The organism is uncultured Kluyvera sp. (assembly GCF_902485085.1).
GTDB lineage: Bacteria > Pseudomonadota > Gammaproteobacteria > Enterobacterales > Enterobacteriaceae > Kluyvera > Kluyvera ascorbata.
The window spans coordinates 1-8183 of the sequence record NZ_CABTJS010000015.1; the positions used below are offsets into that span (position 1 = coordinate 1).

Sequence of the window (8183 nt, forward strand, 5' to 3'; positions counted from 1 at the left end):
GCGGAGAATACTGATGATCTGTTCGTCGGAAAAACGCTTCTTCATGGGGATGTCCTCATGTGGCTTATGAAGACATTACTAACATCGGGGTGTACTAATCAACGGGGAGCAGGTCAAGATGAATGGCATGGAACATCTGTCGTTTGCGAAGTCGTCTGTGTGGATTACACAGGGGATAGTGATTGATGGAGGTTATAAATCTTGCTCTTGCTTATAGGATTAGCATTAGCACAGTTGTTAGTCCAGACAGTTGCTTCAATGTTCTAGTGACTTATGAACAAGCTCGTTCTACTGTAGTTGTTTCAGTATTGGAGAGTGAGTATGTGATTACGTATAAGCACGCTTACGTGAGTCTGGATGATAAGAAGATGTTCATACATAAAGATGATTGTGATACTGATAGATTGTTTCAGTTGTGTACGGTGCATCCTTTTAGTATGGATGACTTACAGAAGATGCTTGTTGATTGTTCGAAGATAGACAAACTACTGAAAAGTGTTTGAATTTATTGATAAAAACATTTTAGTGTTTATGTTCCCATTGATTGTTGTATGCGTCCTTTCGTTTTTTAGCACAGGTTAAGAGCCATTGGTATGAATAGTGGGGGCTCCCGGAAGAGGTAAGCCGAACGACGCTCACTCCTTAATCCAGCAACCCTTGTGCCAGGTTGTTGGACGATTAACGGTAACGTGCGCTGCGATTACACCTTCTAAAATTAAGCGTAGATGGCATTTGCAAAACTTGCATGGCGGGAAAAACGATTTTCAATGACATATCAATAACTCATCAAAAAATACGGGCATTAATTCTTTTTATATTTTTTACGCTTTCATAGTGCTGTCACGTATTTGCAAGCGTGTTGCCATCATTGGGCGAGATAATGAAGAGTCGTATTCTGATATTACAGGTAAAAAATTTGTCGTTAGGCTGTGTGAAAGGTAAACTTCAGCCCGCTGAAATGTTGAAAAAAGGAATGACAGATTGTGAATCGAATCAAACTTCTAGCTTTAGGGGTCCTGATTGCCACTTCTGCTACCGCAGTACAGGCGGAAAGTAAGCTGACTCTGGGTGCGGGTGTCGGGATTGTTGAGCATCCATATAAGCAGTACGACCATGACTTATACCCTGTACCGGTTATCAACTATGAAGGGGATAACTTCTGGTTCCGTGGTCTGGGTGGCGGCTACTATTTGTGGAATGACGGCACAGACCAACTCTCGGTGATGGGATACTGGTCTCCGATGTACTTCAAGCCGGGCGACAGCGACAACAGCCAACTGCGTAAGCTTGATAAGCGTAAATCTACCGTGATGGCGGGTGTCTCCTGGATGCACCACACACAGTATGGTTCTCTGCGTACCGCGCTTTCAGGTGACATTCTGGATAACAGTAACGGGGTGGTGTGGGATACCGCGTGGGTGTATCGCTACACCAACGGTGGCCTGACCTTAACGCCGGGTATCGGCGTTGAGTGGAACAGCGAAAACCAGAACCAGTACTACTACGGCGTTTCGCATCATGAAGCGGCCAAAAGTGGTCTGAGAAGCTATGACCCAAGCAACAGCTGGAACCCGTATCTGGAGCTGACCGCCAACTATCGCTTCGCGAACAGCTGGAGCGTTTACGGTACCGCACGTTATACCCGCCTGTCTGACGAAATCACCGACAGCCCAATGGTTGACAAGAGCTGGACCGGGTTACTGTCTACGGGTGTGACCTACACTTTCTAATTGTCCCGAATTTCAGCGGGATGAACCCCAACGTATTGCGCGTTGGGGTTGCACTGCAAAAGGGCCTCGTCGTGGTGCGCTGCACCGTGGTGAGGCTTTTTTATTTAAAGGCGTATTTCACGCCCATCATTATCGACGCATCGCTATAGCTGTGGTCACCCACCTGTATCGCGGTACCTCCCCATAGATTCAGCGACGGGGAGATTTGCCCCTGCACGCCGAGTTTTAGTTGTGCAATATTGGCCGCGCCTTCCTGACGAATCGAGGTATTGCCCATGCTAATCTCGGCGAAGTGGGTATTATGCAGCCAGTCGGCTTCGGCGTATGGCTTGAACTCTCGTCCCTTGCCGTCGTCCTCCGTGCGGTGGCCGCGCAGATAGAGCCGCATCCCCAGACGTGATTGCAGATTGCCTTTGCTACTATCTTTCACCTGCGTACCATTGGCTTCGGTATGGTCTGGGCCTTTTACCCCCATCCACGTGAGCTGGGCCTGTGGTTCAAGATAGATAGCCTGGCGTGGCTGCTCCCGTAGCAGCATGTTATAGCCCGTTTCCACCGAGGCAGTGAAACCGTGGCTGTCATAGGTTTCATGCTGCAACTCGTCGCCGTTGACCTGGTTAGTAAACCAGTTGTAGTTAACCCAGCTATCGAGATACAGACCCTGTCGGCTGACTGCATTCTGATACCAGGTGCTGTACGCCCCCACGCTATAGCCCGCCATATGGCTGCGCGAGCGGTAGTTGGTCAGGGATGAGGACGATAGCCCCGAGACGTTACCGTAGCCTGCCATCAGCCCTGCGCCCCAGCGGTCGTCGCCATTGCGGCTGCCATGCCAGAATTCGTTACCCATCTGAGCCACATAGCGGTTGGCGCGGGAGCGAATTTGCCCGCCTGCCGCGCGCGAGCGGTTCTGTCCGCCTTCCTGGCGCAGCCAGAAGGAGCTTGCCAGGGCAGAGCGCTTCGCGCACTGTGGCGTGTACTCAGTGGCACCTTCACGATCGTCCAGCGATAGGCTAAAGACGGTGTTGGCGGCGGCCAGGTTGACCAGGTAGCTTCCGGCCTCCGGGCGATACTGCGGTGTCACCGTCTTGGTGTTGATTGAGGTCAGATACCAGTTCTGGCCTTTTTGCACCAGGCTATAGTCCCACGGACCAGCAACCACACGGTTCGCCTGTACGAAAGCGCCAGCAGCGGATTGTCCGCCAACGCTGATGACCTCAATCCCCTGATTCGTCTGTGCGCCGAGACCGCCCACGTTATTGACCGTGACGCGCGTGGTGCCGGAGGTATCACCCGCAATGCTGAGATGATCGGTTTGCGACGCATCATCTCCCAGTACGGTATTGAGATTCAGCGTGCTATCGCCTTCGCCGCGATAATTACCGCTGACATCCAGCTCGTTACCCACATGCAGCAGACTGCGTGATAGCGTGACGCTGCCGCCGTTACTGAGGTTGCCGTCAACCGTAAAGGTCGCGTCGGTGTCATCGCTCTCGGCTGGCGAACCTACGGTCAGTGAACTCTTGGTTTCAAGCGTTGTGCTGCCGACGCTGCCGGTGCCGGAGAGGGCGGTGGCGTTCAGTGCGGTTACCGCACTTTTGAGTGAGCCGATGACATCCATACTGCCGCCGGCAAGGGTCGTTTCACCCTCAAAGGTACTGTCACCGGTAAGCGTGAGGGCACCAGACCCTTGTTTGGTGAAGTTCCCGCTGCCGGTCATACCTTGGTCTATCGTGGCGCGGTAGCCCTGAGTATCCAGCGTACCGCCAGCGCCAGCGAGAGTCATCGGCCGTGAAGCGTCCAGTGAGACGTTGTCGAGCAACTGGAGCGTACCGCCGTCGAAGGTCAGCGCGCTTCCGGTCTGGCCGAGGCTCTCGGCTTTGGCAACCTGTAATACGCCGCCTTTCAGCGTCCAGGGGGTGACCGAATCCGTACTGTTTTTCAAAAGCCAGGTGCTGGCATCCTCTTTGCTGAAATGATCGAAGCCCTGATACTGGGCGCTGTCGCCAATACTTACGGCATCAAATTCCGCGTCACGGTCGCCGCCAAGGATCAGCGTATCATCGCCGTTACCCGCGCTGACATCACCCACCACGTTGTAGCCCGCATGTAGCGCCAGCGAGTTGGTGCCGGAGGCAAACATCACGGCCTGGGCGCGGGTGGTTCCATCCTGGCTCATCCCGCCCTGAAGCGTACCGCTGTTAATGATGGTCATATCGCTACCGTACACGCCGATGCCGCCCGCACCCGCGCTGCCGGTGGCAGTACCCGCATTGCCGCCGCTGCCGCCAGAAATGGTGCCGCTGTTATCCAGCGTACCGCCGCCAGCCTCGATATGTACGCCGTCACCGCCGCTGCCGCCGTCAGACTGACCACCGCCGCCGCCACGATTCCCGGTCCCGCCGACAATGTTACCGTCGTTGGTCACCGTGCCGCCTGCGCCAATCAGTACGCCGTTGCCTCCTTTGCCGCCAACGCCACCGTTGCCGATGCTGCCGCCACCGCCGGTGCCGCCCATACCGCCGTGGACCGTAGCGCTGGTGGCGTTAGTGACGGTACCTTTGCCGTGAATGGATAACCCGTTGCCACCTTGACCACCGGTTCCGCCGTCGGCGTTGGTACCGTTAGCATTAGCCCCCGCACCGCCGTCGCCGCCGGTAAATTCGCCCTTATTAAGGACATCGCCTGCGCCGGTAATATTGACGGCGGTACCGCCAATTCCCCCGACGCCACCGCCGCCAGCAGAGTCATCTCCGCCTTTACCGCCCAGCACTTTCCCTGACGCTTCGTTGGTCACCTTCCCCTGTTGGGTGATATCAATCCGAATACCGCCAATGCCGGAATCGCCGCCGTGGGAGGTTGCCAGGCTGCCGCTACCGCCGCCACGGTTGCCCGCGCCGCCGATGACCTTGCCGAAGTTAGAGACCGTACCGCCATTTTCCAGCGCAATACCGATACCACCGTTACCGCCGTCGCCACCGTCGCCGCCGCTGAGGTTCAGACCGCTGCTATTGGAGTTACCACCGCCGCCGGTCCCGGCATAGCCGCCGCTTATCTCGCCACCCATCTGATTGGTGACAGTGCCGCTATTGACCACGGTGATCCCGCTGCCGCCGTTGCCGCCGATGGCGCCATAGCCGACAACGCCGGTTCCCTGACCGGCTTCAACCGCGCCGCCGTTGCCACCATTGCCGCCGATACCGCCCAGTATTTTTCCCGTATTTGTGATTGAACTGGTATCGCTGAGCCATACGCCGTTACCGCCGCTGGCCGCTTTCCCGCCGGTGCCGCCGACGCCGGTGACCGTGGTGTTCTGCTGGCTGTTGGCGTTGGCCGCCAGACCACCGGTGGCGCCGTTACCGCCGCTGATGGTGCCGCTATTGGTGACATTGCCGCCTTTTGTTGCAGTCACGCCGTCGCCACCTTCACCGCCCGCGCCGCCGCTACCGGCATGGATAGTGATACCGTTGTTGGTTTTATCATTCGCGCTGGCGCTGCCGGTATTCCCCCCGGTGCCACCGTTACCGCCGCTTATTGTGCCGCTGTTGTCATAGCTGCCGCTGGCGGTGAGCAGCACGCCGCTCCCTCCGCCACCGCCGTCACCGCCGTTGCCGCCGTTCCCAGCATCGACAACGTCCGTGGTGTTTGAGCCGCCGTTACCACCGCGCCCGCCGTTGCCGCCCCGAATGGTGGCGTTGTTTTGCGTGTGCCCGGATCCATTCAGTACAGCCCCCGCAGCACCGCCGCCACCGCCACCGCCGGCAGCGCCGGCACCGGTAGTGGCTACGCGGTCAGGTTCCTGGTGAGCCCCACCGTTACCGGCGGCTATCGGGCTGCCGCTCAGGCTACCGGCTTCACCGCTTTGTCCGTCGCTGCTCGCCTGTCCGCGCCCTCCGGCACCTCCAGCCCCACCGTTGCCACCGACACCGGTCACTAAATCCATATTGCCGCCGTGACCCCCTTGCGCGCTGGCATCAGGCGTTGCGGCACTGCCGTCTGCACCATCGGCAGCATTCACTCCATTAGGTGTCAGGGCGCACAGGGCAAGCCCCACGGTGAGAGTAAGGGTGCTGCGCCGGAAAGGAAGCGCGTGAAAAACAGGCATGATTATCCTCGGGAAAAACAAAATAATGGTGTTGAGCGCTGCGGGGCTGACGGTGAATCAGACAGGCAAATACCTGAGTGCCGCGCAGTAGATAAGGGAATGAGAGTGAGTGTTATTCAGATTAATATTGTGACTATTTGAAAATTACTGGCATATTCTTGTTGTGAAATAAGAATATCACCTAATAATAATCCTATTTCAGGATGTTTCAGGCTGCTTGATCTAAGTGATGTTACCGGTAACTTTTTTGGATTAAATAAGTCTGTTGATGCGCGGTAGAGGAAAAGCGCCGGGCAATGTGTTATCGCCCAGCGAGATATAGGGGAGGGAATTAACGTTTAACGACGCGGATGGTCTGGCTCAGACGGGCAGGTTTCTCTTCACTGGCTTTCTGCGTTGCGCTGGCGCAGGCAGTTTCAACACAAACGAAGGTTTTGTAACCATCATCTGGCATATCGGCCATGCTGACCGACAGCGCCGGACCTGGGTTCCAGCCCACAACGTTGACGTGATGATGATGAATCACGTCGATAGTGCGGTTCAGAGATGTATCGCTGATAACGCTGCACGCTTCCGGGTTCAGATAGACACGGTCGGTACGGTCCGGGAAGGTCTGTACGCCGTCGCTCAGCTCGCCAATTTCAGCGTTATTCACTTTATCGATGTAACGGTCGCCGAGGCCGCTAACTTTGACGGCGTGAATGTCACCGACGTTGAAGTAGGTGTGCAGCGCGGTCGTAGTCTCGAACTCACCGTGTGCTTCCAGCTCCATCTCGCAGGTTTTACCCAGTTTGAAGCGCGCGAGCAGGGAGAATTCATGTGGCCAGTACTGGCGAGTGGCATCGCTACTCTTCAGTTCAAAGGTCAGCACGACACCGTTGTCATCTTCATTGTGAGCCTTCAGCTCCCACGGCAGGTTGCGCGCAAAACCGTGCGCCGGGAAACCCTGCTGTGCCGCTGGGCCAAACCATGGCCAGCAGATGGGTACGCCACCACGCAGGGCGACGCCGTTTTTAAACGGCGTGTTATCGCTCAGCCACAGCACTTCTTCTTCACCCGCTGGTTTCCAGGAGAGCAGGTGTGCGCCCTGGAAAGCGACGGACGCTTTGACTTTGGGATGATCGACAACGATAAGCTCCAGCTCATCAAGCTGGCGACGAGAGAGGACAGGGGTAAGCTGTTCAATGACCGGGAGAGCGAAAATTTTGTTAATCATGATGCAATCCTTGGTGTGTAAATATTTTGGTCATAAAAAAAGGCGACCGAAGTCGCCTTTTTGGATCAGATACTCATCTCAACTTATTTGGAGATGTGAGCGATCAGGTCCAGAACTTTGTTAGAGTAACCAGTTTCGTTGTCGTACCAGGAAACCAGTTTAACGAAGTTGTCGTTCAGTGCGATACCAGCTTTAGCATCGAATACGGAAGTGCAAACTTCACCGTTGAAATCAGTAGATACAACGTCGTCTTCGGTGTAACCCAGAACGCCTTTCATTGCGCCTTCGGAAGCAGCTTTGATTGCTTTCTTAATTTCTTCATAAGAAGCAGCTTTTTCCAGACGAACGGTCAGGTCAACTACGGATACGTTAGGGGTTGGAACGCGGAACGCCATACCAGTCAGTTTGCCATTCAGTTCTGGCAGTACTTTACCTACTGCTTTAGCAGCACCGGTAGAGGATGGGATGATGTTCTGAGCTGCGCCGCGGCCGCCGCGCCAGTCTTTGTGAGACGGGCCATCAACGGTTTTCTGAGTAGCGGTGGTCGCGTGAACAGTAGTCATCAGACCTTCGATGATGCCGAAGTTGTCGTTGATAACTTTAGCCAGCGGTGCCAGGCAGTTAGTGGTGCAAGATGCGTTAGAAACGATGTCCTGACCTTCGTATTTGTCAAAGTTAGCGCCTTTAACAAACATAGGGGTGTTGTCTTTAGAAGGACCAGTCAGAACCACTTTTTTCGCGCCAGCAGCAATGTGCTTACGTGCGGTTTCGTCAGTCAGGAACAGACCAGTTGCTTCAGCAACAACGTCAACGCCTGCTTCGTTCCACTTCAGGTTAGCCGGATCACGTTCAGCGGTAACACGGATTTTTTTACCGTTAACGATCAGATGACCGTCTTTCACTTCAACGGTACCGTTGAAACGGCCGTGAGTGGAGTCATATTTCAGCATGTAAGCCATGTAGTCTGCGTCTAACAGATCGTTGATTGCAACGATCTCGATGTCAGAACGTTCCTGAGCAGCACGGAAAACAATGCGACCGATACGGCCAAAACCGTTGATACCTACTTTGATAGTCATATATTCCACCAGCTATTTGTTAGTGAATAAAAGGTTGCCTGTAAAATTACAAA

4 protein-coding genes and 1 pseudogene are annotated in these 8183 nt (G+C 54.9%); 2 read left to right on the forward strand and 3 right to left on the reverse strand.

Features of this window, described 5'->3' with window-relative positions:
- Together RDN66_RS03010 and RDN66_RS03015 are read left to right on the forward strand one after the other, a co-directional pair.
- Nucleotides 1–186: pseudogene (locus tag RDN66_RS03010) on the forward strand (hypothetical protein); the annotation flags it as partial.
- A 797-nt stretch (nucleotides 187–983) separates the two neighbouring features.
- Nucleotides 984–1730 carry a MipA/OmpV family protein gene (locus RDN66_RS03015; RefSeq protein ID WP_035894606.1) on the forward strand — a complete coding sequence of 249 codons (747 nt, stop codon included), beginning with the start codon at nucleotides 984–986 and terminating at the stop codon, nucleotides 1728–1730.
- Between the two features lie 100 nt (nucleotides 1731–1830).
- Here RDN66_RS03015 and RDN66_RS03020 read toward each other — a convergent pair whose 3' ends face one another.
- From RDN66_RS03020 to gapA, 3 genes are all read right to left on the reverse strand, one after another.
- Nucleotides 1831–5835, reverse strand: coding sequence for an autotransporter outer membrane beta-barrel domain-containing protein (locus RDN66_RS03020; RefSeq protein WP_308537541.1), 4005 nt, complete (start codon nucleotides 5833–5835; stop codon nucleotides 1831–1833).
- A 331-nt stretch (nucleotides 5836–6166) separates the two neighbouring features.
- Nucleotides 6167–7051 carry a D-hexose-6-phosphate mutarotase gene (locus RDN66_RS03025; RefSeq protein WP_202215946.1) on the reverse strand — a complete coding sequence of 295 codons (885 nt, stop codon included), beginning with the start codon at nucleotides 7049–7051 and terminating at the stop codon, nucleotides 6167–6169.
- Between the two features lie 83 nt (nucleotides 7052–7134).
- A complete protein-coding gene (gene gapA / locus RDN66_RS03030) occupies nucleotides 7135–8130 on the reverse strand; it encodes a glyceraldehyde-3-phosphate dehydrogenase (RefSeq protein ID WP_035894601.1) in 996 nt (331 codons plus the stop codon).
- Between the last annotated feature and the right edge of the window lie 53 nt (nucleotides 8131–8183).